At 70.1% G+C, this 24,628-nt stretch carries 11 protein-coding genes and 1 pseudogene; 1 reads left to right on the top strand and 11 read right to left on the bottom strand.

Annotated features, from left to right (window positions below):
- The first annotated feature begins 224 nt into the window (after window positions 1–224).
- On the top strand, window positions 225–2,942 hold the full coding sequence (acnA, locus tag FPZ41_RS08670; protein WP_322619981.1) for an aconitate hydratase AcnA: 2,718 nt from the start codon (window positions 225–227) through the stop codon (window positions 2,940–2,942).
- A gap of 281 nt (window positions 2,943–3,223) precedes the next feature.
- Here the strand turns inward: acnA and FPZ41_RS08665 are convergent, their stop codons facing one another.
- The 11 genes and pseudogenes from FPZ41_RS08665 to FPZ41_RS08610 all read right to left on the bottom strand — a co-directional run bounded on the left by FPZ41_RS08665 (window position 3,224) and on the right by FPZ41_RS08610 (window position 24,592).
- Complete coding sequence (locus FPZ41_RS08665) at window positions 3,224–4,225, bottom strand: helix-turn-helix transcriptional regulator (RefSeq protein ID WP_152860697.1); 1,002 nt, start codon at window positions 4,223–4,225, stop codon at window positions 3,224–3,226.
- Window positions 4,226–4,281: 56 nt separating this feature from the next.
- Complete coding sequence (locus tag FPZ41_RS08660) at window positions 4,282–7,953, bottom strand: S8 family peptidase (protein ID WP_152860695.1); 3,672 nt, start codon at window positions 7,951–7,953, stop codon at window positions 4,282–4,284.
- Between the two features lie 519 nt (window positions 7,954–8,472).
- The gene (locus tag FPZ41_RS08650) at window positions 8,473–9,828 is read right to left on the bottom strand and encodes an ABC transporter substrate-binding protein (protein WP_152860693.1); all 1,356 of its coding nucleotides are present in this window, start codon (window positions 9,826–9,828) and stop codon (window positions 8,473–8,475) included.
- Window positions 9,829–9,969: 141 nt separating this feature from the next.
- Window positions 9,970–11,280 carry a sugar ABC transporter permease gene (locus FPZ41_RS08645; protein WP_152860691.1) on the bottom strand — a complete coding sequence of 437 codons (1,311 nt, stop codon included), beginning with the start codon at window positions 11,278–11,280 and terminating at the stop codon, window positions 9,970–9,972.
- Window positions 11,271–12,050 carry an ATP-binding cassette domain-containing protein gene (locus FPZ41_RS08640; RefSeq protein WP_322619980.1) on the bottom strand — a complete coding sequence of 260 codons (780 nt, stop codon included), beginning with the start codon at window positions 12,048–12,050 and terminating at the stop codon, window positions 11,271–11,273. The genes FPZ41_RS08645 and FPZ41_RS08640 overlap by 10 nt, the downstream gene beginning before the upstream one ends.
- On the bottom strand, window positions 11,953–13,179 hold the full coding sequence (locus FPZ41_RS08635) for a sugar ABC transporter substrate-binding protein (protein WP_152860689.1): 1,227 nt from the start codon (window positions 13,177–13,179) through the stop codon (window positions 11,953–11,955). Before FPZ41_RS08635 ends, FPZ41_RS08640 begins: the two co-directional genes overlap by 98 nt.
- A 2-nt stretch (window positions 13,180–13,181) precedes the next feature.
- On the bottom strand, window positions 13,182–15,770 hold the full coding sequence (locus FPZ41_RS08630) for a SpoIIE family protein phosphatase (protein WP_152860687.1): 2,589 nt from the start codon (window positions 15,768–15,770) through the stop codon (window positions 13,182–13,184).
- 238 nt (window positions 15,771–16,008) lie between these two features.
- Window positions 16,009–18,441, bottom strand: a pseudogene (locus tag FPZ41_RS08625) (GH92 family glycosyl hydrolase); the annotation flags it as partial.
- Window positions 18,442–18,698: 257 nt separating this feature from the next.
- A complete protein-coding gene (locus FPZ41_RS08620; RefSeq protein WP_152860685.1) occupies window positions 18,699–19,748 on the bottom strand; it encodes a lytic polysaccharide monooxygenase auxiliary activity family 9 protein in 1,050 nt (349 codons plus the stop codon).
- A gap of 281 nt (window positions 19,749–20,029) precedes the next feature.
- Entirely contained in the window at window positions 20,030–20,644 is a 615-nt protein-coding gene (locus FPZ41_RS08615; RefSeq protein WP_152860683.1) for a Uma2 family endonuclease, read from the bottom strand.
- A gap of 150 nt (window positions 20,645–20,794) precedes the next feature.
- On the bottom strand, window positions 20,795–24,592 hold the full coding sequence (locus FPZ41_RS08610) for a GH92 family glycosyl hydrolase (RefSeq protein ID WP_152860681.1): 3,798 nt from the start codon (window positions 24,590–24,592) through the stop codon (window positions 20,795–20,797).
- Window positions 24,593–24,628 lie beyond the last annotated feature (36 nt).

Here is a 24,628-nt window from a genome sequence, read left to right as displayed (position 1 = left end):
GCGGGAACGGCGCGACAGGGCCAACAGGGTTCTGGGCATGACCGCGCCGCGCGCATGTACTAGAGTTATCTCGACATCGAGATATCTGCCGAGGCGCGCCGCAGCCGCACGCCAACACCGAATGGGCGGTAAGGCGTACCTAAGTTAGCCTTACCTTAGCGGATCGTCGAGACGGCGTGGCGGCAGGATGCGGTGGTACGCGCACAAAAATGAAGGAGACTGTCGTGTCGGCGAACAGCTTCGACGCCCGCAGCACGCTGCAGGTGGGCGACGAGTCGTACGAGATCTTCCGGCTGGACAAGGTGGAGGGCTCGGCCCGCCTTCCCTACAGCCTCAAGGTCCTGCTGGAGAACCTGCTCCGCACCGAGGACGGCGCGAACATCACCGCCGACCACATCCGGGCCCTCGGCGGCTGGGACTCGGGGGCCCAGCCCAGCCAGGAGATCCAGTTCACGCCGGCCCGCGTGATCATGCAGGACTTCACCGGCGTGCCCTGTGTCGTGGACCTCGCCACCATGCGTGAGGCCGTCGCGGCGCTCGGCGGCGACCCGGCGAAGATCAACCCGCTCTCCCCGGCCGAGATGGTCATCGACCACTCCGTCATCGCCGACAAGTTCGGCACGAACGACGCCTTCAAGCAGAACGTCGACCTGGAGTACGGCCGCAACAAGGAGCGCTACCAGTTCCTGCGCTGGGGCCAGACCGCCTTCGACGACTTCAAGGTCGTCCCGCCGGGCACCGGCATCGTCCACCAGGTGAACATCGAGCACCTGGCGCGTACGGTCATGGTCCGTAACGGCCAGGCCTACCCGGACACCCTCGTCGGCACCGACTCGCACACCACCATGGTCAACGGCCTCGGCGTCCTCGGCTGGGGCGTCGGCGGTATCGAGGCCGAGGCCGCGATGCTCGGCCAGCCGGTGTCGATGCTCATCCCGCGCGTCGTCGGCTTCAAGCTGACCGGTGAGCTCCAGCCCGGCACCACCGCCACCGACCTCGTGCTCACCATCACCGAGATGCTGCGCAAGCACGGTGTGGTCGGCAAGTTCGTCGAGTTCTACGGCGAGGGCGTGGCCGCCACCTCCCTCGCGAACCGCGCCACCATCGGCAACATGTCGCCGGAGTTCGGCTCGACCGCCGCGATCTTCCCGATCGACGCCGAGACCATCAACTACCTGAAGCTGACCGGCCGCAGCGAGCAGCAGCTGGCGCTCGTCGAGGCGTATGCCAAGGAGCAGGGCCTCTGGCTCGACCCGGCCGCCGAGCCCGACTTCTCCGAGAAGCTGGAGCTCGACCTCGCCACGGTCGTCCCGTCGATCGCCGGCCCGAAGCGCCCGCAGGACCGCATCGTCCTCGCAGGCGCCGCCGAGCAGTTCAAGACGGACGTCCGCAACTACGTCGACACCGTGGACGAGGCGGGCCAGGAGTCCTTCCCGGCCTCCGACGCCCCGGCCGTCACCCCGAACGGCGTCCCGTCCAACCCGGTCACCGTCACCGCCCCCGACGGCTCGACCTACGAGATCGACCACGGTGCGGTGACCGTCGCGGCCATCACCTCCTGCACCAACACCTCGAACCCGTACGTCATGGTCGCCGCCGCGCTCGTCGCGAAGAAGGCCGTGGAGAAGGGCCTGACCCGCAAGCCGTGGGTCAAGACCACCCTCGCCCCGGGTTCGAAGGTCGTGACGGACTACTTCGACAAGGCCGGTCTGACCCCGTACCTCGACAAGGTCGGCTTCAACCTCGTCGGTTACGGCTGCACCACCTGCATCGGCAACTCCGGCCCGCTGCCGGAGGAGGTCTCCAAGGCCGTCAACGACCACGACCTGGCCGTGACCTCGGTCCTCTCGGGCAACCGCAACTTCGAGGGCCGCATCAACCCCGACGTCAAGATGAACTACCTGGCGTCCCCGCCGCTGGTCGTCGCGTACGCCATCGCGGGCTCCATGAAGGTGGACATCACCAGGGACGCCCTCGGCATCGACCAGGAGGGCAAGCCGGTCCACCTGTCCGACATCTGGCCCTCCGAGGCCGAGGTCAACGACGTCGTGGCGAACGCCATCGGTGAGGACATGTTCAACAAGTCCTACTCCGACGTCTTCGCGGGCGACGCCCAGTGGCAGGCCCTGCCGATCCCGACCGGCAACACCTTCGAGTGGGACGCCGAGTCGACGTACGTCCGCAAGCCCCCGTACTTCGAGGGCATGGAGATGGAGCCGTCCCCGGTCACCGACATCGCCGGTGCCCGCGTGCTCGCCAAGCTGGGCGACTCGGTCACCACCGACCACATCTCCCCGGCCGGTGCCATCAAGGCCGACACTCCGGCGGGCAAGTACCTCACCGAGCACGGTGTGGAGCGCCGCGACTTCAACTCGTACGGGTCCCGCCGCGGCAACCACGAGGTCATGATCCGCGGTACGTTCGCCAACATCCGCCTGCGCAACCAGATCGCGCCGGGCACGGAGGGCGGCTACACCCGCGACTTCACGCAGGAGGGCGCGCCGGTCTCCTTCATCTACGACGCCTCGCAGAACTACCAGGCCGCCGGCACCCCGCTGGTCGTCCTGGCCGGCAAGGAGTACGGCTCCGGTTCGTCCCGTGACTGGGCGGCCAAGGGCACCGCGCTCCTCGGCGTCAAGGCCGTCATCGCCGAGTCGTACGAGCGTATCCACCGCTCGAACCTCATCGGCATGGGCGTGCTCCCGCTGCAGTTCCCGGAGGGTGCCTCGGCCGAGGCCCTCGGTCTGACCGGCGAGGAGACCTTCTCCGTCTCCGGCGTGACGGAGCTGAACGAGGGCACCACGCCGCGTACGGTCAAGGTCACCACCGACACGGGTGTCGAGTTCGACGCGGTCGTCCGCATCGACACCCCCGGTGAGGCCGACTACTACCGCAACGGCGGCATCATGCAGTACGTGCTGCGGAGCCTGATCCGCAAGTGATGTGCCCCCTGGCGTGAGCGCCCAGGGTTCTGGCCGCTGCCCTTCACGGGGCGGCGGCCAGTGCCGCCCCGTGAAGGGCGACACGGGCACGGCCCCTCACCCTCGCGCGGAGACTGTGCGTGCTCTTGGTGACCGTGTCGCCCGTCCGGAGTGCACGGGCCTCGAACGCGACTGAGGCGACGCGATCCGCGTGGTCGGTGACGGCGTCTTTCGCCAGGAGCGTCGTCCAGGATCCCGCTGGCCGCGCTCCTCCTGAGGAGCGACGCGGCCCTTCGCTCCGGCTACACCCAGCCGCGCTGCGCGGCCCGCATCCCCAGCTGGAACCGGCTCGCCGCTCCCAGCCGCTCCTGCAGCTCACTCGTCCGCCGCCGCAGCGTCCTGAGGCTCACCCCCAGATGGCGGGCCACCGCCTCGTCCTTCATTCCGGCTGCCAGCAGCCGGGTCAATGCCCGTTCAGCCTCGGAGAGTTCACCGTCGTCAGACCCCTGGCCGAGCGGCGTCGCCTGCTGCCAGGCCAGGTCGAAGAGCCGCTGCAGGGCTTCGGTCACCGCCGAGTGCCGTACCACGACGGCGCAGTAGCCGCCCGCCGCTGAGGCGGTCAGCGGGAGCATCGCCCGACTCCCGTCGATCACCAGCAACTTGACCGGCACCGACGGCAACACTCGGGCCTGCTCGCCGAGTTCGGCCATCTTCCAGGCGTGGGACAGGACGTCCGGATCCTCCAGGGCGGCGGCCGCGTAGATCGCACGATATGCGACCCCCCGGCTGAGCAGATCGGCTTGGAGGGCCAGCTGCGGGGTGCGCGGGGCGAGATAGGGAGGACTGTCGAAGAGGCACACCTCGCGCTCGGCGCGCGCGTACAGCTCTTCCAGGCGCGCCGCGTTGGCGCCCTCTCCGGAGACGACCTCGACCAGTCGGGCGGGCTCCTCGCGCAGTACTCCGGCCTCGTACGCGGTGGCCATCTCCTCGGCCGTCGCGGCGAGCATCTCCGACTCCGCCTCGCGCCGCCGGATCAGTGCCCTGATCGCCACTCGGGGGTCGACCGGGCGTAACCCTCCCAAGGAATCCGGCGGTTGGAGCAGTCCGAGCGCGAGCAACCGGTTGCAGGACTCGCGTACCCGACCCAGGGAGGAACCGGTCAGCTGCGCCCAGCCGGCCGCGCCCGCATCGGGCTGATGAAGGACCGCCTGGTACACCCGCTCGTCGAAGGAGGAGACCCCCACCGCGGCCCAGGGGCTCGCGGCGGGGGTCCGTCTGGCCATGTCGTACGCCGTGTTCACCATGGCCCGGCACGGTAGACGATCTTTGTTAAGGCGGGTGCACCGTGCCGGGCCGCCCTCTACTTCAGGCCGAAGGCACGCAGTACGGTCTGGTCGATCGCGTTGCCGTCCCGGTCGGCGGCCCTCACCCGCAGCGACACGGACTCCGCGGCCTTCGCCGGCTTGAACCTCGCCTCGCCGTGCTTGACGTTCACCTCTTTCCAGGACGTGCCCTCGTCGTAGGAGACCCAAGCCTTCAGGCTGCTCGGCCGAACGCTCCCGAGCTGGTTCCCGACCGAGAGGTCGATCACCGACTCCCGGCTGCGCTCGGCACGGTTGAGGAGGTCGAGGCCCTTCGGGGCGATGCCGACGGTGAGCAGGGGCAGCGCCGTCCCGGCATCGGTGTGCGCCGAGGCGAAGGACCATTCGGTGTGAGAGCTCGTGGAGTACGCCGCCCAGGGTGCCCGGCGCTGTACGTCCAGCTCGAAGCGGTACGAGGCCTTGTCCGGCGCCACGTTGAACGTGCCGTAGCCGCCGAGGGCCGTGTCGCCGACCAGTTGCCCGTCCGCGTACAGCTTGCCCTTCGCGGTGTCCAGCGTGCCGTCGATGTATCCGTAGTGGCCCGGTGTGGCGTCGCTCAACTCCGCTACCCGGAGGGTGAGTTTGTCGCCGGTTCGCTCGGAGAGGCCGTACTCCTCGCTGGTCCCCGGGCGGACGACCTGCCGCAGCCAGTTCTCCGCGGGCTCCGTGGCCGCCTTGCTGTAGGTCCGCAGGGGACTCCACTGGCCCCTGGTCGCCTGCCAGTTCGGATAGACGGTGTGCCGGGTACGGGTGTCGGGGTCGGCGTAGTAGTACTCGGTCCGCTCCGTACCGAGCTGCAGGTAATCGGCGTTCTCGATACCGAAGAGCTGCCAGGGCCGGAACGTGTACAGGGCGTCCGCGCCCATCTCGCCGGCCGTGGCCCCGTAGTAACGAGCCTTCCGCTTCGCCGTGTTGGAGCTGTCCATGCGGTACGTCTGGCTCTGCGAGACGGAGCCGCTCTGTGCCACCAGGAGGTTGTAGACGTACGGACTGACCGGTGCGCCGCCCAGCTTCAGTTTGACCTTCTTTCCGGTCTTCAGCAGGCCGGTGAGCTTCGCGCCCTCCTCGCCGGTGGCGATCATCAGTGGGACAGTCGTCGCGCGGTCCACGGCCGCGATCCAGAAGCCGGGCTTCTTGCGGTACGCGATGACGTAACCCGCTCCCGCCTCCGTCGCGTTGGCCAGCGCCTCGTCCGCCACCTCCGTGGCGCCGAGCCCGACCACCGCCACCTTGCCCTTGACGTCGAGCCCCTCGAAGTCGGCGGCGGTACCGCCGCCCGCGTCCACGGCCTGCGCCATGCGGTCACCGCTGATCTTCAGCGGGAGGTCGTTGTACGTCTGCGCGTAGTAGAGCGACGACAGCGCGGACTTCTCCGGGCTGGTGACGCTCGCCGTCAACTCCTTGGCGTACAGGCGGAACTTGGCGGAGAACTCCAGGGTCCCCTCGGTGACCTTCTCGGTCGGCGCCACATAGATGTGGTCGGTCCAGAAGCCCTGGCTGTAGGTCAGCCCCCAGGAGCCGCCCGGTCCCTCCCGGTGCCAGCTGGTGCTGAAGCCCTGGAACTCGGAGTCCTCCTTGGTCTTCGGCTTGATCTCGACGGCCTTGCGGGCGTCGAGGACGACCTCGGTGTCCTTGTCGACCTTGATCTCGGGATCCCCGACGACCGAGGTGCCGACGGCCACGCCGCCCGCGTCCCGGTCCGGGATCCAGGTCGCGATGGAGTAGGTGCCGGCCGGTACCTGCCAGGTCCAGGTGCTGCCCAGGAACCCGTACTCGCTGGGATAGGCGCCGTTCAGCTCCTGCAGCGTGTAGTGCGACGCCGCGGTGGACGCCTTGCCCTGACGGTCCACCAGCGAGACCTTCAGGGCATAGGTTTTCGGCTGCTTCTCGAAGCCGACGCCCGTGGTGACCAGGACACCGTCCGCCCGTGCCGTGATGTGGCCCGCGTACCGGCCCTGCGGCTGGTCCGAGGGATCGACCGTGACCGCGATGGTGGCGGTGTCCTTCGCCGGGACGGTCACGGTGTCGGCGCCCAGGGCGGCCTCGGCCAGGGTCGAAGTGATCTTCAACTCCACCGGATTGTCAGTGGTGTTGGTGTACGTGATGACCTTGTTGTCGGCCTCCGTGTCGCCGTCCTCGTACTTACCGAAGCTCAGCGTCGGAGTCGCGAAGACGCCCTGTCCGACCGCCCGCACGGCGTCGACGCGGCCGTCGCCCTGTTCGAAGGCGGAGTTGTCGGGATTCGTCTTCGCGGTACTGGCCAGGGCCTGCTTGATCTGCGGCCCCGTCCAGTCCGGATGCGCCTGCGCGACCAGCGCGGCCGCGCCGGCGACATGCGGGGTCGCCATCGACGTGCCGTTCGCCGTCGTGTAGTTGTCGTCGACCGGCGTGCCCATGCTGGTGCCGGAGGCGCGGGCCGCCGTGATGCCCACGCCCGGCGCGGTGATCTCCGGCTTCACCCCGTAGTCGCCGTAGCGCGGACCCCGGCTGGAGAACGAGGCCAGCTTGTCGGACTTGTCGACGGCGCCCACCGTCAGCGCCGAGTCCGCGATTCCCGGCGTGCCGATGGTCTGCTCGGACGGGCCCGCGTTGCCCGCCGCGATCACGAAGAGGGTGCCCGTGGAGGCGGACAACTCGTCGACGGTCTCGCTGAGCGCGTCGGAGGGGCCCGACGCCGTACCGCCCAGCGACATCGACACGATCTTCGCGCCGGAGCGGGCCGCCCACTCCATGCCCGCGATGATCCACGACGCCTGGCCCTCGCCCGCGTTGTTCAGCACCTTGCCGACCAGCAGTTCCGCGCCCGGCGCCACGCCCTTGCGCCTGCCGTCCGAGGCCGCGCCCGAGCCGACGATCGTGGACGCCACGTGAGTGCCGTGACCGTGGCCGTCCTGCACGGGCTGGTCCGGCACGAAGCTCTGGGACTCCGCGATCCTGCCCGTGAGATCCGGGTGCCCGCTGTCCACGCCGGTGTCCAGGACCGCGACCTTGACGCCCTTGCCGTCGTAGCCCGACCGCCACACCTCGGGCGCGCCGATCTGCGGGACGCTGGTGTCGAGGGACGCCTTCACCTTGGCGTCCAGCCAGATCTTGTCGATGCCCTCGCCGAGTCGCCGCGCGGCCTTCGTGGTGGGTTCGGTGCCGAGCGCCGGGGCGATGTCCGCCCAGAAGGTGGTCGACTTCCGCGCGCTGAGCGCGGCGCCGTCGATCGAGGGCAGCGCGAGCGTCCGGCGTGCGCCGTCGGGGGTGGCACTGCCCTTCGCGTACGTCACGATCACCGGGGTGGCGCCGGTGACCGCGTCCGTGTATCCCTGCTTCACCAGCTGGGTGATGTTGAACAGGGCCGGGTCGAGGCGGCCCGCCCGCACCAGTGGGATCGCGTCCGCCGGTAAGACGCTGATCTCGCCGTCACGCTCGCTGGACAGGAAGGTGGCCGCCTCACGGCCCTTGCCGCGCCGGACGGCGACGGCGTTCTTGCCGTCCGGGCCGGCGGTGAGCGTCACGGTGTCGCCGGTGATGAGGGTGATGGTCTGCGCTGCGGGTGCGGTGGCTGAGGGTGCGGAGCCCGGCACGGCGACCGGGTATCCGGGTGCGGCCGCCGCGGGCGTGATCGCGCCCGCGAGCAGTCCGGCCGTTCCCGCCGCGGCCCAGAGGGCATGGAGTCTTCGCATGGCAGGCGTCCTCCCCTGAACGCTGAAACGCCTCCGGCCTGGTGGGCGGAAGCCAGTGATCAGGGTGAACGCCGTGCGTAAAGCGGCTCAAGGGATTCCCGTGGCCGTAGCGTGCCAATGCCCTCCCCGGTCACGGTTGCGGCTCAGCCGGAACACCGGGTGCGCTCCGTGAACCGGCACAACGCACCGAACTGCTGTTCGCTGCCGTCGCCGAGACGGGTTGGCGACCGTACCCGGCGCCCGACGGGGGAGAACGCGCTGCGCGTCGCCCGCGGCTGCGGTACGAGCACCCGAAACTGCCGGTCCTCCTGCTCACCGCTCGCGACGCGCTGGGGCACTGCATCGGCGGGCGCTCCGCCGGCGCCGACGACTACGTGACGAAGCCGGTCTCCCTGGGGGAGCTCGTGCTGCGGCTGCGCGGACTGCCGCGCGGGGCCGACGTCGAGGGGCGCGAGCCGGGGCGCACGGAGTCTGTGTGCGAGTGTGCGGGCGGGTGGTCGGGAAAACCCGGCCCGGCCCTCACTCCGCCCGGTGCTTCGCCGCCGACGCCTGGGCGAGGTCCTGGGACTTCTGCAAGGCCGTGACGACCGACTGCTGTCCGGCGATGGCGGAGCTGATCTGCTGGGAGACCGCGGTACCGAGAACGGCGAACTCGGGGATGGCCAGGAAACCGATACCGGCGTAGGGACGCGGCCCGACACCCGGGTCCTTCGGATCGGCGGACTGCGTCTCGGCCGTGTACTCCTGCCGGTACCAGGCGTGGGCCGCCTTCTGGTACTCGGGGTTGTCGTAGAGCGACTCGCGGCTCCCGGCGGGCGCCGCGGTCCAGCCGAGCTCCCTGCCCACCTCCGCCTGGTACTGCTTGGAGGAGGCCCAGGAGATGAACTTCCAGGCGGCGTCCTTGTGCTTGCTCGCCTTCTGGATGCCCCAGGCCCAGGTCCACAGCCAGCCGGACCTCTTGGTCTTGTCGTGCGGCGCCGGGACGTAGCCGACCTTGCCCTTGACCGGTGAACTGTCGGCCTCGATGGACGAGGCCAGCGACGTGGCGTCGTACATCATGGCGCACTTGCCCTGGACGAAGCGGTTGAGGATCTGCAGAACCCCCATCCGCTGGGCGTCGGGCTCACCGTACGTGCGGAGCAGGTGGACGTAGAACTCCACCGCCCGCTTGAAGTCCGGCGACGTGAGCCTGGCGTTCCACCCCGTGTCGTACCAGGAGCCGCCGAAGGTGTTGACGACGGTGTTGATCGGGGCGAGGTTCTGGCCCCAGCCGGGCAGCCCGCGCAGGCAGATGCCGCTCGCGCCGTCGGTGCCGTCGAGCCTGGCCGCGAGCCGGGCGACCTGCGCCCAGGTCGGGTTCGCCGGCATCGTCAGCCCGTCCATGCGGAAGAAGTCCTTGCGGTACATCAGGAACGATCCCTCGCCGTAGAACGGCTCGGCGTAGAGCTTGCCGTTCTTCCCGGTCAGCGCGGTGATCAGGTTGGGGAAGATGTCGCTCTGGTCGAACTGCTTGTCCGCCTTCGCGTACGAGTCCAGCGGGGTGAGCCAGCCGTTGGCCGAGTAGATCGGCACCTCGTACGCGCTGACGCTCGCCACGTCGTAGTGCCCGGCCTGGGTCGCGAACTCGCGGTTCATCCGCTCCCGCGCCGCGTTCTCCGGCAGCATGGTGTAGTTGACGTTGATGCCGGTCCGCGCGGTGAAGTACTTCTTGGTGAGTTTCTTGAGGTTCTGCATCTGGGGCGCGTCCGTGGTGAGCACGTTGATGCCGCCGTTCGACCCACCGGTCGGCGGGCCCGCGTGGCCACAGCCGGAGAGAACCAGACCGGTGGCGACCGTGGCGGTCACGGCCACCCGGGCGAGGCGGCTGCGCTTCATGGGACTCCGATGGACGCGAGGCTTTCTCCACCGTATGACAGGAATGCCCGACTCTTCCATTTGGTTGATGCTTCATCAAGAAGCAGGAAGCAGGAAGCGAGAAGCAGGAGAAGGCGACAGCCAAGAATTGTGGTGAGCGCGTCAATCGGCCCGTGGTCGACCGCTCAGCCTGTCGGCCCGCCGGGAGAGGGAGTCGGCCGCGACGGCGGCGAGCAGCACCCCTCCAGTGATCATGAACTGGATGGCGTCCTCGATCCCCAGCAGCGTCATGCCCGAGGCGATCGACTGGATGACGAGCACGCCGAGCAGTACGGACCAGGGCGAGCCGCGCCCGCCGAACAGACTGGTGCCGCCGATGACGGCCGCCGCGATGGCGTTGATCAGCAGCATGCCCGAGCCGGCGACACGGGCCGTCGTGGGGCTCGCCGAGGTGAGCCCCGACGCCACGAACAGGCCCCCGACAGCGGCCAGCGTTCCCGACAGCATGAACATCGAGATCCGTATCCGCTCGACACCGACACCGGCACGTCGCGCCGCCTCGACACCACCGCCGAGCGCGTACACCCGCCGTCCGTAGCGGGTGCGGCGCAGGATGTAGTCCGAGACGACGAGGACCACCAGGAAGATCAGCAGCGCCAGGGGAAGGCCCTGGAACTGGTTGAGCGTGCGGGCGGCGCCGAAGGCGAGCACCGCCAGGACACCGCCGCGCAACCAGATCTCGCCCGGTGGCCGGGACGGCATCCCGGCGGCCCGGTTCCGCTTGCGGTGCCGGAACGCGGCCAGCAGGTACCCGGCCGTGCCGAGCGCCGCCAGACCGTAAGAGACCGCGTGGGCACCGAAGTACCTGCTGGTCAGCGAGGCGACCAGGCCGGACTGGTCGATATTGATGGTGCCGCTCGCGCCGAGCAGGTAGAGCGTCAGGCCGTTCCAGATCAGCAGTCCCGCGAGGGTGACGACGAACGCGGGCACCCCGATCCGGGCGAAGAACACCCCGTGGAGGGCACCCACGGCCGCCCCCGAGACCACCGCCACGATCACGGCGAGCCACTCCGGAATGCCGAGGTTCACGTTCAGCACGGCGAACACGGCCCCCGACAGGCCGCTCACGGAGCCGACCGACAGGTCGATCTCCCCGATCAGCAGCACGAACACGATGCCGACCGCGACCAGACCGGTACCCACGATGTCCACGCTGAGGTTGGACAGGTTGCGCGGTGACAGGAAGCTGCTGTCGAGGCTCTGGAAGACGATCCCGATCACGACCAGACCGAGGACCGCCGAGATCGGGCCGTGGTCACCGTCCCGCACCCGGCCGCGGACGTCGTCGGCATACCCCTTGAGGCTCTGGTGCCATCCGCGGGTGCGCGGGCCCCAGCCGGGCGTGGCGGTCCCGGCACCGGTGCCGCCTCGCGGCCCGGCGCCCCGGGACGGTTCGCTGCCGCTCACGGCCATGCCTCCTCGGTGCCCGTCGCGCGGTGGGCCACGGCGTTGTCCGCGGCGCCGGTGATGGAGGAGATGATCTGCTCCTGGGATGCGGTGCTGACGTCGAACAGGCCGTTGTTGCGGCCCAGGCGCAGGACGGCGACACGGTCCGCGACGGCCTTGATGTCGCCCATGTTGTGGCTGATCAGGAGGACCGCCATGCCGCGGTCCCGTACCTGCTCGATGAGGTCGAGGAGGTGGCTGGTCTGCTCGACGCCCAGGGCGGCGGTGGGCTCGTCGAGGAGCAGGACCTTCGGTGAGCCCATCAGCGAGCGGGAGATCGCCACGGCCTGCCGCTGCCCCGCGGACAGTGCGGCGACCGGCACCCGCACATCGGGGATACGGATGGACAGGGTGTGCATCAGCTCGCGGGCGCGGCGCTCCATCTCCACCTCGTCGAGGATGCCCACCCGGTCGATCTCCCGGCCGAGGAACAGATTGCCGACGATATCGAGGTTGTCGCACATCGCGAGGTCCTGGTACACGGTCGCGATGCCCAGGGCCTGGGCGTCGTGGGGCCGTTTGATGTGGACGGGCCGGCCCTCCCACTCGATGACACCACGGTCGGCGGGCCCCACCCCCGAGATCACCTTGATGAGCGTGGACTTGCCGGCACCGTTGTCCCCGGCCAGGGCGACCACCTCACCGGCCCGGAGCTGCAGTTCCACGTCCAGGAGTGCCTGGACGCCGCCGAACCGCTTGGAGATGCCGCGCAACGCCAGCACGGGCGGGTACGCCACCGGGATCACCTCCCCTCTCCTTCTTCTTCGGTTCGGTGGGCTTCTTCGGTTCGGTGAGCCCGGCCCGGTCGCAGGCGGACCGGAGCTTCGGAGTGCAGATCTCGTGAATGGAGTACACCTTGTCCCTGACGAGGGTCCGCCCGATGGTGCCGGCCGTGACGGGGACCGGGGTGAGCAGCACGGCCGGGACGTCCTGGGTGGTGGGGCTGTCCACCGTCGTCGTGGCGATGGCGTGGACCGACCTGCCGTGCCCCAGGGCCACGGCCATGGAGGCGGCCACATCGGCCTGCCGCTTGAAGGACTTGTACACGGTCATGGTCTGCTCGCCCTTGACGATCCGCTGTACCGCGTCGAGGTCGGCGTCCTGGCCGGTGACCGGAAGCAGCGGTGAGACACGGGCGCTCTTGAGCGCCGAGATGACACCGGAGGCGATGGCGTCGTTGGCCGCCAGGACTCCGTCGATGCGGTGCGCGCCCAGGTCGCTGATCGCGGCGGCCATGTTGTCGTGGGCGTTCTCCGCCCGCCACTCCAGGTTGGCGTACTCCTTGCGGATCGTCACCTTGTCGTCGAGGACGGACCGGGCACCCTTTCTGTACCAGGCCGTGTTGGGGCTGATCGGGTCGCCGTTCATCATGACGATCCGCCGGCCTTTCGCCCTGTCGCCCATGGCCTCCAGGAGTGCCTTGCCCTGGAGCCTGCCGACCTGGGCGCCGTCGAAGCTGACGAAGCCCGAAATCGGGCCCTCGGCGAGCCGGTCGTAGGCGACGACCGGGATGTGCGCCCGGTCCGCCGCCCGGACCGAGGAGCGCATCGCCTTGACGTCGACCGCGTCCAGGATGATGACCCGTGCCCCTCTGGTGATCAGGGAGTTCATCTGGTCGCGCTGGTTCATCGCGTCGTCCGCGGCGTTGGCGTACGCCACTTTGCAGTGGGGGCACAGCGCCTTCACCCGCTTCTCGATCAGGGGTCTGTCGAAGCGTTCCCAGCGGGGGACCGCGCTGCTCGGCAGCAGCAGGCCGACGGTGAAGCCGTCTTCGCCTTCTCCTTCGGTCTCTCCGCAGCCGGCCATGGACACGGCCATGAGCCCCGTGACGAGGGCGGCGAGGGCGTTGCGCGTGCGGGTCCTCATCTTCAGACCCCCTTGATTCCCTTTCTGGCCCCCTGGGTTTCCTTTCCGGCCCCCTCGGTTCCGTCCGGGCCCGCCCCCTCGCGTCCGGGTCCGGCGTCGTGCTGCGCGGGCCCGTCGTCCAGGGGCCCCGGTTCGGGCGGGGCCACGACCAACTCGCTCCACACCTGCTTGCCGCCGCCGACCGGCACGGAGCCCCAGGACACCGACATCGCCTCGACCAGGAACAGGCCCCGGCCGCCGGTCGACTCCCAGTCCACGATCACCGGCTTGGCGGGGGAGCGCGGTGAGGAGTCGGTCACGGTGACCCGTATCCGGTCCCCGGCGTGGGTGAGGTCGAGCCGGACGGCGCCCTGGGTGTGGACCAGCGCGTTGGTGACCAGTTCCGAGACGATCAGCAGCACCGTGTCGGCCTCCTCACCGACCTTCCACGAGCGAAGGGTACGCGCGGTGAAGCGGCGGGCGTGCATGACGGCGTCGGGTAGCCGCCACACCACCCATCCTGCCCGAACGGGCCGCACCTTCATCCCGTCGTAGCGCAGCAGCAGCAACGCCACGTCGTCCTCGCGGCGGCCGTCCTCGCCGAGCAGCGCGTCGGCCATCCGCCCGGGATCCGAGGGGTCGGCGGCGGCGAGCGCCTCAGCCGTGCGCCGCATGCCCTCGTCCAGGTGCAGGGCGGCCGACTCGACCAGGCCGTCGGTGACCAGCGCGAGAACGGCGCCGGGAGACAGCGCGACGGCGGTCAGGGGAAACTCGGCGTCGGCGACGATGCCCAGCGGGAGTCCGCCCTCGACGGCCACCTCCTCGGTGCTGCCGTCCGGGTGCCGCAGCAGCGGGGACAGGTGCCCGGCCCGGACGAACAGCGCGTTGCCCTCCTCCATGTCCAGTTCGACATAACAGCAGGTGGCGAACAGGTCGGTCTCCATGCCGACGAGCAGACGGTTCGCGTGCGCGACGACCACGTCGGGCGGGTGGCCCTCCACGGCGTAGGCCCTGACCGCGGTGCGCATCTGGCCCATGATCGTCGCGGCCCCGGCGCTGTGGCCCTGCACGTCGCCGATGACCAGGGCCACCCGGCGCTCGGACAGCGCGATGACGTCGTACCAGTCACCGCCCACCTGGAGTCCGCGCTGGGCGGGGAGGTAGCGGGCCACGGCCGTCCCGCCCGGCAGCTCGGGGAGGCGGCGCGGCAGCAGACTGCGCTGCAGCATCGTGGCGAGCTCCTGCTCGGCGTCGTACGCGCGTGCCCGCTTCAGGGCCTGCCCCACCAGCCCTGCCGTCGCGGTGAGCAGGGACCGCTCCTCCGGGCCGAACTCGTGCGGCTCGTCCCAGCCGACCAGGCACACCCCGGCGACGCCGGTCTTGGCCCGGAGCGGCAGGACGGCCAGCCCGCCGGGGCCGATGCCCATGAGCCCGGGGTCGATGGCGGCCCCGGCGGACCACAGTCTCATCCGGCCGTCCCGCAGCACCGCCTGGAGCGTGGACAGCGCGCCGACCGGCGCGTCGGGCCACTCCGAGCGCCACTCGGAACGCCACAGCTCGGGCCAGGCACCGGCCCCCGGCGGATCGAGCACGGTGACCGCCAGCCGGCCGTCCACCAACTCGGCGAGCGCCACCCGGTCGGCACCCAGCGGCTCGCGCAGGGCCGCGACCACCACCCCGCTGACGTCCCGGACCGTCGTGGCGTCGTCGAGCGCGGCGGTCAGCCACTGCACCCGGGCGACGTCACTGGCGCTCTGGCGCAGCACGGGAGCCGCGGTCACCAGACCCACCACCCGGTCCGGCCCGTCGTCCACTTCCCTCAGCACCCGGCAGACCAGGTGCAGCCAGCACAGCTCACCGCTGGGCCGGCGGATACGGAACTCCAGTTCCCGCAGGCCGCCGACCTGCGAGGACGGCTCCAGCACCGACATCAGCGAGGGAAGGTCCTCCGGCACGGTGTACGACAGGAGGGCGTCGGACTTGCCGTCGAAGTCGTCCTCGGAGATGCCGACCAGTTCGAGCAGGGTCGCGTCGGATTCGACCAGGCCGGTGCTCAGCACCAGGACGAACGAACCGACGCGCATGCTCCGCAGGGCGGGATCGAGCGGCGGTTCGGGCGTGGACGTGTCGCCCTCGCCCCGCAGCCGGCCGGAGATCGCTTCGGCGTACTGCTCCAGGAAGTCCCGCTGCTCGGCTCCGAAGCCGTCCACGGAGTCGCCCACGACGACGAGACAGCCCAGCCATCCGCCCGCCGCCCCGAGCGGCAGCACCGCGAGAGGACCGTCCGCGGGACGTGAGGCGAACGCCGCGGAACTCAGCCACAGCTGCCGGCCGACCCGGAAGGCGTCGGCCACGGGCGAGTCGCCGGAGACCGGAATGCGCTCCGGCAGCCCGTCCCGGCCCGTGCCGGTTCCGGCCGACTCGACGAGCCGGAGGTGCCGGCCCCCTTCATTCGGCACGTAGACAGCCAGCAGCGCAGCCCCGGTGAACGCCAGGACCCGCTCTCTCACAGTGGGCTCCGACGCCGGGCGAGGCAAACCGACGTCCTGTGCCCCGGCCCCGAGTGCCCGCAGACCCGACACTGCGGCCCGGGCACCGCCGTAATGGGGCATTGTCCGTACCTACCTCCCGTCCGTGCCGCAGGTGCCGGCAGGTAGGGGTTCCCCTGAACTCAGGCGGCGACGGCGTGGGCGCACGACCCGACGAGACCGGACCGCGCCGCCCGTGAGCGGCAGGGCACCCACACATCAGAATCGCATACCTGGACGAACACGCCATATGTTCCGTCGTCGCGGGGCCCCGGCAGGCGCGGGCGCCCCGGGCCGGGACCGCGGGTGCGGCGGGTCAGCGGCCGGCCCGGTGGGGCCGCTCGCCCTCGCGGAAGGAGGGCGGGGCGTCGGCGGGGTCGCTGCCCCAGGTGCGGTTCGGAGCGGCGCCCAGGGTGTAGTCCAGCCGCCCGCCGTCACGGACGAACGACGACGGCAGCCAGGGGCGATCGGCCGGACGGCCGTCGACCTTCAGCGCGTGGACGTACGGGGCGCCGGCCGACGCCCCCGTCGCGCGGATCTCGATGTCGTTGCCGTGCGGTCGCTCGATGTGCACGTAGGGGAACAGCGGGGAGGACAGGACCAGTTCGGCGCGTGACGGGACCTGGGGATACATGCCGAGCGCCGAGAAGACGTACCAGGACGACATCGTGCCCAGGTCGTCGTTGCCGGGGATGCCGCCCGGCCGGGTGGACCACAGCTCGCGCATCGCCGCGCGGACCGTCTCCTGCGTCTTGTACGGGGCGCCCGCGTACGCGTAGAGGTAGGGGACGTTGATCGTCGGCTCGTTGTCCAGTTCGGACTTCTCGCCGCCGCTGTCCGTGAGCGCCCAGCTGCCGTCGTCCTTGTGGAAGAAGTTGTCCAGGCGGGCGACCGCCTTGTCCCGGCCGCCCATGGCCGCGAACAGGCCGGCCGGGTTGTGCTGCACCATCCAGGTGTACTGGGCCGCCGTGCCCTCCACGAAGCCGTTGCGGGTGGCGGGGGTGAAGCCCGTGACCCAGGAGCCGTCCGCCTTGCGGTTGGCGATGTAGCCGCCGGCCGGAGTGGCCGCGCTGTTGAAGTTGTTCCGCCACCACTGTGAGCGGTCGGCGAAGGCGGCTGCCGTGGTGCTCTCTCCTGCCGCCCGTGCCAGCTGGGAGAGCGCGAAGTCGGCGCCCGACATCTCCAGTGTCTCGGCGGCACCGCCCCAGGCGTTCGACACCGACGGCATGTAGTGCTTCGCCAGGTACTTGTCCAGCGAGGGCCGCTGCCCCGCCGAGAGGACCGGCCTGCCCGCCGGTGAGAGGTCCCGTTCGGTGGGCACCGTGGCCGCCCGCACCAGCGAGTCCAGCGCGCCCCGCAGGTCGAAGTCCGTGCCGCCGAACGCCCGGATGCCCGCGAGGGCGATGGGCGACGGGTCGCCGTTCATGACGTGGGTGCCCGCCGCGCCGTGCAGCCAGCGGTCCCACACGCCCCCGTTCTGGCGGGCGAGTTCGAGGAGCGACTGGGCGACGTCGGAGCCGGTGCGCGGGTCGAGGAGGGTCAGCATCTGGACCTGGGAGCGGTAGACGTCCCAGCCGGAGAACGTGCCGTACTGCGCACCGCGTCCCCTGGCGACCTCATGCACGCGGTCGTCGCTGCCCCGGTACCGTCCGTCGGCGTCACTGATGACGTTCGGGTGGAGCAGGGAGTGGTACAGCGCCGTGTAGAAGGTCGTACGGTCCGCTTCCGTGCCGCCGCCGACCCGGATCGCACCCAGGCGGTCCCGCCAGGCGCGGCGCGCGGCCTCCCGTACGGCGTCGAAGGACCGGCCGCGCGGGTTCTCGGCCCTGAGGTTCGCCTCGGCGCCGGCCCGGCTGACGTAGGAGATGCCGACCTTGACGTTCACGGGTCCGGAACCCGGCTCGAACTCCACATAACCGCCCGCGCCCTTGCCCGCCACGGGACGGCCGCCCTCCCAGAACCCGCCGGTGCCACCGCCCGCCGACGTGGACCCGGGGGTCAGGGTGGCGTCCTGCCAGGTGCCGACCGCCTTGAAGGCGCGGTCGAAGCGGGCCGTGAAGTGCAGCGTGTAGTAGGCGCGCCGGCCTTCCGGGGAGAGATAGCCGCAGAAGTTGCCGGAGGTGACCGAGCCGGAGACCGTGCGGGTCGCCGGATCGATCCGTACGTCCGACACGGTCGATCCCACCTCCGAGTTGGCCGTGCGGATCAGCATCGTGGCGGGCCTGTCGGCGGGGTAGGTGAAGCGGCCGGAGCCCGTGCGGGCGGTCGCCGTGAGGTCGGCGGTCACTCCGGACGCCAGCTTCACCTTGTAGTGGCCGGGCTCGGCCGTCTCGTCGGCGTGCGCGAAGTCGGACGCGTACACCGCGTCCTTGGTGTCGCCGGCCGGGGAAGAGGTGACCTCGCCCGCGAACGGGAAGAACGGGATGTCACCGCTGCCGCCCGCGCAGCCCGTACCGGACATGTGGGTGAGGCTGAAGCCTCGGATGCGGGTGGCGTCGTACCGGTAGCCGCCGGGCGCGGCCGTGCGGGTGGCGTCGCCGCGGGTGTTCTCCGGGCTCCAGGAGAGCATGCCGTACGGGACGACGGCGCCAGGGAAGACGTTGCCGCCGTTGCTGGTGCCGATGAGGGGATCGACGTACACGGTGGGGTCCCGGACCGGTTCCGGGGAGGCGCTCTCCCGGTCCGTCAGAGCCGGGGTGGTGCCCCCCAGTGTCAGGGCTGCGGCCAGCAGCAGGAACGTGGGACGGAAACGCATGACGCGGCCCCTCCTCCTTCGGACGGGTCGCGCACCACAGATGGCACACACCGCGGGGACAGTGACGTGCGCCACCGGTACCACGGAAGCGGCCGTACGGTGCCGGAGGCGCGCGTGCGGTCTCACCCCTCCGGAGCAGACCGGCCCGGCGCGCGGACCGGATGAGCGGGCACGGCCGCCCACCCGGTCCGCTCCGAGCCGCCCGGCTCACGCGACCGGCTCACGCGACCGGCTCGCGTACCGGCCGCGGTGGCCGCTCAGCCGACCCGGCAGGCCAGGCTCGTGGCCGCATCACCTCCCGAGCCGTCCACCACGTACCCGAACGTCGTGCTCTCGCCGGGATCCAGCGACCCGTTCCAGTCGACGTTGTGGACCATCACGTTCTGCCCGCTGTAGGTGGCGTTGCCGCTCCACAGGCTTCTGACCGACTGCCCGCCCGGCAGCGTCCAGTCGACCATCCAGCCCAGCATCGGCACGTTCCCGGTGTTCTCGACGGTCACCTCGGACTGGTAGCCGCCGTTCCAGGTGCCCGTCGTGCGGCGGGTCGCCGAGCACTGGCCCGGTACGGGGTCGGTGGGGTTGCCCGGCTCCTTGATGCCGGTCACCTCGCCGTTGCCGCCGTCGAAGACGACGTCCGAGCAGGAGTAGAAGGTCTCCTGGCTGTCGGAGCGCTGCCAGACCACGTAGACGATGTGGCGGCCCGACTTGTTGTCCGGGAGCTTGCCCCGCCACGAGTAGTTGGCCTCGACCGTGCCCGGGCTGCCGTTCAGCGGCGGGTGGTCGACGGTCAGGAACGGCTGCTCCTCCATGTCGTTCCAGGTGAGCGTCTTCGTCGGGTCGTAGCCGTCCTTGGTGATGTAGACGTAGAACCAACCGGGGTGCGCCGCCCACGCGTTGTACGAGAAGTCGACGGTCGCGCCCGAGGTGAGGTGGGTCAGGGGCCAGTCCTTGCTGGGCGTGTTGAACCCGGTGAAGTTGGGGTTGCCGCCGCTGCACAGTTCCCCGTCGGGGACGAAGCCGCGGGTGCGGCCGGCGCCGTCCGAGCGGAGCACGGAGAACCAGTTGTAGAACGGCGTGGTGCCGCTGACCTGCTGGGCCGCCTTGCAGGCCGGGTTGACCGGTTTGATCTCACCGGTGTCGGTCAGCCCGTCCTGCCAGCACAGGAAGGTGCGGCTGCCCGGTTTCATGGGAGTGCCGTGGGCCTCCGCCTTGCCGCTGCCGGCCGTCATGACCAGGCCGAGCGCCGGGATCGTGGTGACGAGGGCGAGCAGGACCAGGAGGAGGGCTCTGTGGCGTTTGGGGAGCATCGATCGTAGGGTTAACGTGTGCATGACAAACGCTCCTTCGGTGTACAGCCATGAGGAACGTGCGTGTGTGCGTCGGGTGCGCGCAGGGGTGCCGGGTGCGTGCGGTGCCCCTGCGTGCGGGAGGTGGGAGCGCTCCATGGGATGGGTTCCGGTCCACCGCATATGGGAGCGCTCCCACCGCACCTGCTTCGGACGCTAGCGCCGAGCGGTCCGCTTGTAAACGCCTGACGCACGAGGGCCGCACCCGAGCGGGTGCGGCCCTTGGCGAATGAGTTGCGGGGTCAGAATCCGACGAGCCCGTCGAGGTCGATCTCGACCGGGAACGGCATCTCGGTGATGAGCTTGCCGTGGTGCACCGGGTGCATGGGAGCGGAGACGTATGAGCGCGTGTCCACGTTGAGCCAGTACTCGTGCACCGCGAGCCGGCGGTCCCGGTCGAGTTCGACGCGCCAGTAGCAGGGGACCTTGTTCGCAGCGAAGAGTGCGGGCTTGCGTACTCGGTCGTGCTGACGGGAGCCGGGGGAGACGACCTCGACGACGAGGGCGAGCTTTTCTGCGGGGACGCACTCAAGCTCGAAGAAGTTCAGCTTCCGGGGGTCGAAGACGATCACATCGGGCTTGGGGACGTTGCGGTCGTCCACCATGACGCACTGCTGGGCCACCACCGCGTGCGGCTCGCTTCGGGCGGCCTCCAGGGCATGCCTCAGCCCGTCCCGCACGTGGTTGTGCCACACCTTGGTCTGCCCGCGAGCCGCGATCACTCCGTCCACAAGTTCCCAGTCGAAGGGCAGCTCCAAGTGCTTGACCTGGTCGAAGGTCCAGCCGTCTGCCGGCGGGGAAAACCAGGTGTCCTCGGTGGCCGGTGCCGGCTCGGGTGTGGTCATCGCTGCTCCCATGGGCGCCAGTGTGCACGCCGTGGTGCGTCGTGCTCCCGGGTACGAAGGTGTCACCACGCGAAGTGACGAGACCACGGCACGCCATTGACAGTGCAAGGCGGGCGCGGAGATCCCTCCGCGCCCGCCTCTCCCTCAATGGGGGAACCCGGTTCAGGCCAGCAACTCCACCTCCGCCAAGGTCGACTCGCCGGAGAGAACAAGGCGGTACTGGGTGTACGCACCCGGCGACGCGACCGAGAAGACGCGTGTCTGCCTGTCCCAGGTGAAGGACTCGTCGGACCGCTCGTCGAGGGTCTTCCAGGTGGTGCCGTCAGCCGACCCCTGGAGCACCCATCCGGTCGGTGCCTTCGAGCGGTCCGTGGACGACGTCAGCGTGTACTGAACGGCCTTGGTGCGCTCGGCGACGGGCAGGTCCAGGGACGTGACGCTCGCGTCCGTCGCCGAGGTGTTGTCGAACAGCGCTCCCTCGCCCTTCGTCACGTCCGAGCGCGGTGACGGCACCGCGTCGTCCTGCGTGATCGAGACGGGCGCCGCGTTCTCGCCCGTGCCCCACGAGGACGGCTTGGGGCCCATGTCGAACTCCAGGGTGCCGCCCTTCGCGATCAGCTCGTGGGGGAGCGATGTCGTCTTCCACGCCTTGCCGTTGACCTTCAGGCCCTGGACGTAGACGTTCTTCGCGCTGTTCTTCGGGGCCTTGACCACCAGGTCCCTGCCGTTCTCCAGGTGGACCGTCGCCTTGGTGAACAGCGGGGAGCCGATGGCGTACTCGCCGCTGCCCATGACCAGCGGGTAGAAGCCGAGCGCGGAGAAGAGGTACCAGGCCGACTGCTCGCCGTTGTCCTCGTCGCCGTGGTAGCCCTGGCCGATCTCGCTGCCGGTGTACAGGCGGGAGAGGACCTCGCGGACGTTCTTCTGCGCCTTCCACGGCTGGCCCGCCGCGTCGTACATGTAGAGCGCGTGGTGGGCCACCTGATTGGAGTGCCCGTACATGCCCATCCGGACGTCCCGCGCCTCCGTCATCTCGTGGATGACCCCGGAGTAGGAGCCCTTGAACTCGGGGGAGGCCGTCTCCGGAGTGGCCAAGTACTCGTCCAGCTTCTCGGCCAGTCCCTTCCGGCCGCCGTACAGGTTGGCCAGGCCCCGGCTGTCCTGGGGAGCGGTGAAGGCGTAGCCCCAGCCGTTGGTCTCCGTGTAGTCGTAGCCCCACACGCGCGGGTCGTACTTGGAGGACTCGACCCGCCAGTCACCCTTGGCGTTCCGGCCCTGGAAGAAGCCCGCCTTGTCGTCGTACAGGTTCACGTAGTCCTGCGCACGGTTGAGGAAGTACGCGGACTCCTCCTTGTAGCGCTTCTCGCCCGTCTTCTTGTACAGGGCCTCGCCCATCCGCGCGATGCCGTAGTCGTTGAGGTAGCCCTCCAGCGCCCACGACAGGCCCTCGTGGGTCTCGGTGCTCGTGTAGCCGAGGAAGGGGGACGTGGTCATCCCCTTGCGGCCCACGCCCGAGGACGGCGGGACGACCGTCGCGTTCTTCACTGCCGCGTCGTAGGCCGCCTTCGCGTCGAAGCCGACCCCCTTCACATACGCGTCCGCGAACGCCACGTCCGACGAGGTGCCCGTCATCAGGTCCGCATAGCCGGGGGAGGACCAGCGCGAGGTCCAGCCGCCGTCCTTGTACTGCTGCACGAAGCCGTCGACCATTTCGCCCGCCTGAGAGGGCGTGAGGAACGAGTACGCCGGCCAGGTCGTGCGGTACGTGTCCCAGAAGCCGTTGTTGACGTACACCTTGCCGTCCACGATCTTCGCGCCCGTGTGGGTCGGCGTGTCCGGGCCGGGCATGGGCGAGAACGGGGACGCGTACTTGTCCTTACCGTCCACCTTCTCGAAGCCCGAGTTGGGGTACAGGTACAGCCGGTAGAGGCTGGAGTACAGCGTCGTCAGCTGGTCCGGTGTGGCGCCCTCCACCTCGACCTTGCCGAGGATCCTGTCCCACTGGCGCTGTGCCCGCGTCTTCACGGTCTCGAAGGACGTGCCGTCCGGGATCTCCTGGCGCAGGTTGTCCTTCGCCTGGTCGACGCTGATGAGCGAGGTGGCGAGGCGCAGGGTGACCGTGCGGTCGGCGCCCGGGGCGAAGCGGAGGTAGCCCTTCACCCCGGACGAGGTCCCCTCCGTCACCGGTGCGTCGAAGACTCCGTACACGAAGAGGCGGGTCGCGCCCGTCGACAGTCCGGACTTCACGTCCGAGTAGCCGGTGACGATCCCGTTCTCCTTGTCGAGGGTCAGGCCGGCCTCGTCGGTGACGTTGTCGAAGAGCACGCTCGCGTCGTCGCCGGGGTAGGTGAAGCGCATTGCCGCCGCGTGGTCGGTGGGCGCCATCTCGGCCTTGAGGCCGTTCTCGAAGCGGACGCCGTAGTAGTACGGCCGCGCCGTCTCGTTCTCGTGCCGGAAGGCCAGCGCCCGGGCCGCCCGGCCGGTGTCCGGGGTGCCCGACGCGGCCGACGGCATCACCTGGAAGGTCTGCCGGTCACCCATCCAGGGGCTCGGCTCGTGGCTCGCGCTGAACGCCTGGATGGTGGGCAGGTTGTCGTCGTTGTTCGCGCGTGCGTAGTCGTACAGCCAGCTCAAGGAGCCCGCGTTGGTGACCGGCGTCCAGAAGTTGAAGCCATGGGGCACGGCCGTCGCGGGGAAGGTGTTGCCGCGGGAGAAGCCGCCGCTGGAGTTCGTGCCGCGGGTCGTCAGCGCGTAGTCCGACAGGTGGGCCTTCGGCTTCTCGGGGGCGGCGGCGCGCAGGGCCACGTCGTCGAGCCAGCCGCGGAACTTCGCCGTGCCCTTCGGCGAGTCGTACGCCACCAGGATCCGGTCCACCGTCTTGCCGGCCGCGACCGAGCCGATCGACGAGCGGACGTTGTTCCACTGGTTGACGTACAGCACCTTGGACTCGCCCTGCCCGCGCGGTGTGAGCGCGAAGCCGTGCTGGTCGGTGGCGTTCAGCTCGCTCAGGTGGGTGCCGTCCGTGAAGGCGAGGTCCACGGACACGTTCGTGGAGTCGTAGTCACGGTCGCCGTCCGCCATGGACGGGAAGATCCGGTACGCCAGCTCGGTGTTCCGGCCGACGGCCACGTTCACGTCGAAGACCTTGTTGTACGAGTACGCCCGGCCGTTCACCGTGTGCCGGCCCGCGTACCGCAGCGCCCGCTTGCCGGTGAAGCCCGCGCCCGCCTTGGCGGTGGGGGAGCCGCTGGGGCCGCGGTCGACCAGCGAGAGCATGTCCTGGGGGACGGGATCACCGGTGCCACCCGTCGAGAACTGGACATCGGCCAGCTGGGTGGCGTCGGCGGCGCCGTTGTTGCTGGTGATCTCCAGCCGGAAGTGCCGGTACTCGGCGGGGGTGCCGTCGACGTCGTACGTCTTCGTCCGGAACCGCTCGGAGAAGGACTCGCCCGAGCGGGTGTCGAGTGTCTTCCAGTCCTCGCCGTCCGCCGAGGCCTTCAGCGTCCAGTCCTTCGGGTCCCGTTCGGCGTGGTCGTTGGCCGACGTCAGCGCGTACGTCACGACCTTCACCGGGGCGTCGAGGTCGAACTCCACCCAGCCGGTGGGCGCGAAGGTCAGCCACTTGGTGCTCGGTTCGCTGTCGACGAGGTTCTCCTTCACCTCGCCCGCGCCCGCGTACTCACCGCTCGCCCGGACCTCCGTGACATGGTCGGTCACATTGCCCGGGATGCCGCTGCTGTAGCCGCCGTCGACGCCGGACGCCCTCTTGGTGCCGTCCGGTGCGGTGTCGACGGTATTGAGCCAGTCCGGTGACGGATCATCTGATTCGAACGACGAGTGGAACTCCCGGTCCGCGGCCGCCGCCGTGACCGGCAGTGCCACGGCCACCCCTTGCGAGGCCGCCACGAGAGCGAAGGCGGCGGCGCCGAGCACCGCCGTGGATCCCCATCTGTGCCGCATGCGCGCGCACCCTCCCTGCGCCTGATCGGAACCGAT

The organism is Streptomyces acidicola (assembly GCF_009377235.1).
Lineage (GTDB): Bacteria > Actinomycetota > Actinomycetes > Streptomycetales > Streptomycetaceae > Streptomyces > Streptomyces acidicola.
The sequence above is the reverse complement of the archived record's forward strand: the minus strand, read 5'-3'. Positions and strand labels throughout refer to the sequence as shown.

Bases quoted from the DNA above. Each gene is read 5' to 3' on its own strand.
- FPZ41_RS08665 (WP_152860697.1), bottom strand. From the start codon at position 4,225: ATGGTGAACACGGCGTACGACATGGCCAGACGGACCCCCGCCGCGAGC.
- FPZ41_RS08660 (WP_152860695.1), bottom strand. From the start codon at position 7,953: ATGCGAAGACTCCATGCCCTCTGGGCCGCGGCGGGAACGGCCGGACTG.
- FPZ41_RS08650 (WP_152860693.1), bottom strand. From the start codon at position 9,828: ATGAAGCGCAGCCGCCTCGCCCGGGTGGCCGTGACCGCCACGGTCGCC.
- FPZ41_RS08645 (WP_152860691.1), bottom strand. From the start codon at position 11,280: ATGGCCGTGAGCGGCAGCGAACCGTCCCGGGGCGCCGGGCCGCGAGGC.
- FPZ41_RS08635 (WP_152860689.1), bottom strand. From the start codon at position 13,179: ATGAGGACCCGCACGCGCAACGCCCTCGCCGCCCTCGTCACGGGGCTC.
- FPZ41_RS08630 (WP_152860687.1), bottom strand. From the start codon at position 15,770: ATGCCCCATTACGGCGGTGCCCGGGCCGCAGTGTCGGGTCTGCGGGCA.
- FPZ41_RS08620 (WP_152860685.1), bottom strand. From the start codon at position 19,748: ATGCTCCCCAAACGCCACAGAGCCCTCCTCCTGGTCCTGCTCGCCCTC.
- FPZ41_RS08615 (WP_152860683.1), bottom strand. From the start codon at position 20,644: ATGGGAGCAGCGATGACCACACCCGAGCCGGCACCGGCCACCGAGGAC.
- FPZ41_RS08610 (WP_152860681.1), bottom strand. From the start codon at position 24,592: ATGCGGCACAGATGGGGATCCACGGCGGTGCTCGGCGCCGCCGCCTTC.